We start from the raw sequence: 1502 nt of genomic DNA, 5'->3' as shown, positions 1-1502 counted from the left end.
TCGAAAGAAACATCTTCGGGTTGTGAGGTTAAGCGACTAAGCGTACACGGTGGATGCCCTGGCAGTCAGAGGCGATGAAGGACGTGCTAATCTGCGATAAGCGTCGGTAAGGTGATATGAACCGTTATAACCGGCGATTTCCGAATGGGGAAACCCAGTGTGATCCGTCACACTATCATTACGTGAATACATAGCGTAATGAAGCGAACCGGGGGAACTGAAACATCTAAGTACCCCGAGGAAAAGAAATCAACCGAGATTCCCCCAGTAGCGGCGAGCGAACGGGGAGCAGCCCAGAGTCTGAATCAGCATGTGTGTTAGTGGAAGCGTCTGGAAAGTCGCACGATACAGGGTGAAAGTCCCGTACACAAAAGTGCATGTGTTGTGAACTCGAAGAGTAGGGCGGGACACGTGGTATCCTGTCTGAATATGGGGGGACCATCCTCCAAGGCTAAATACTCCTGACTGACCGATAGTGAACCAGTACCGTGAGGGAAAGGCGAAAAGAACCCCGGCGAGGGGAGTGAAAAAGAACCTGAAACCGTGTACGTACAAGCAGTGGGAGCACCCTTTGGGGTGTGACTGCGTACCTTTTGTATAATGGGTCAGCGACTTATATTCTGTAGCAAGGTTAACCGAATAGGGGAGCCGAAGGGAAACCGAGTCTTAACTGGGCGTTAAGTTGCAGGGTATAGACCCGAAACCCGGTGATCTAGCCATGGGCAGGTTGAAGGTTGGGTAACACTAACTGGAGGACCGAACCGACTAATGTTGAAAAATTAGCGGATGACTTGTGGCTGGGGGTGAAAGGCCAATCAAACCGGGAGATAGCTGGTTCTCCCCGAAAGCTATTTAGGTAGCGCCTCGTGAACTCATCTTCGGGGGTAGAGCACTGTTTCGGCTAGGGGGTCATCCCGACTTACCAACCCGATGCAAACTGCGAATACCGAAGAATGTTATCACGGGAGACACACGGCGGGTGCTAACGTCCGTCGTGAAGAGGGAAACAACCCAGACCGCCAGCTAAGGTCCCAAAGTCATGGTTAAGTGGGAAACGATGTGGGAAGGCACAGACAGCCAGGATGTTGGCTTAGAAGCAGCCATCATTTAAAGAAAGCGTAATAGCTCACTGGTCGAGTCGGCCTGCGCGGAAGATGTAACGGGGCTAAACCATGCACCGAAGCTGCGGCAGCGACACTATGTGTTGTTGGGTAGGGGAGCGTTCTGTAAGCCGTTGAAGGTGTACTGTGAGGTATGCTGGAGGTATCAGAAGTGCGAATGCTGACATAAGTAACGATAATGCGGGTGAAAAACCCGCACGCCGGAAGACCAAGGGTTCCTGTCCAACGTTAATCGGGGCAGGGTGAGTCGACCCCTAAGGCGAGGCCGAAAGGCGTAGTCGATGGGAAACAGGTTAATATTCCTGTACTTGGTGTTACTGCGAAGGGGGGACGGAGAAGGCTATGTTAGCCGGGCGACGGTTGTCCCGGTTTAAGCATGTA

The 1502-nt window shown here is 52.3% G+C and carries 1 rRNA gene; it reads left to right on the top strand.

Annotation, left to right across the window (positions count from 1 at the left end):
- Positions 1-26: 26 nt before the first annotated feature.
- Positions 27-1502: ribosomal RNA gene (locus tag OGY71_RS00005) — 23S ribosomal RNA — on the top strand; the annotation flags it as partial.

Origin of the sequence: Citrobacter sp. Cpo109 (genome assembly GCF_030332565.1) — a bacterium.
GTDB lineage: Bacteria > Pseudomonadota > Gammaproteobacteria > Enterobacterales > Enterobacteriaceae > Citrobacter > Citrobacter portucalensis.
This window is presented reverse-complemented; position numbering and strand designations above follow the sequence as displayed.